The sequence below is a fragment of the Aeromonas sp. sif2433 genome (genome assembly GCF_019218705.1).
Taxonomy (GTDB): Bacteria; Pseudomonadota; Gammaproteobacteria; order Enterobacterales; family Aeromonadaceae; genus Aeromonas; species Aeromonas encheleia.
The window spans coordinates 1-255 of sequence record NZ_JAHUXD010000049.1 but is presented as its reverse complement, the minus strand read 5'-3'; the positions used below and the strand labels follow the sequence as shown (position 1 = coordinate 255).

The following is a 255-nucleotide window of genomic DNA, read 5'->3' as shown; positions in this document are numbered from 1 at the left end:
AGTACCTGGCTGCGGGCGAGACCAAGGTGGAGACCTTCACCGTGCACAGTGCCGACGGCACCAGCCACGAGGTGGTCATCACCATCACCGGCACCAACGATCTGCCGGTGATTGCCGGCGACGACCAGGGTGCGGTGACCGAGGATGCCAGCAATCCGACCCTGACCGACAGCGGCACCCTGACCCTGACCGATCTGGATGCGGGCGAGGCGGTGTTCAAGGCCGGTACCGGTACCCCGAGTGCCGGCGCCCTGG

1 protein-coding gene is annotated in these 255 nt (G+C 67.5%); it reads left to right on the top strand.

The window, feature by feature from the left end; genetic code table 11:
• Positions 1–255: VCBS domain-containing protein (locus tag KW825_RS20350; protein WP_218330245.1), on the top strand; the 255-nt coding region annotated here is incomplete at both ends.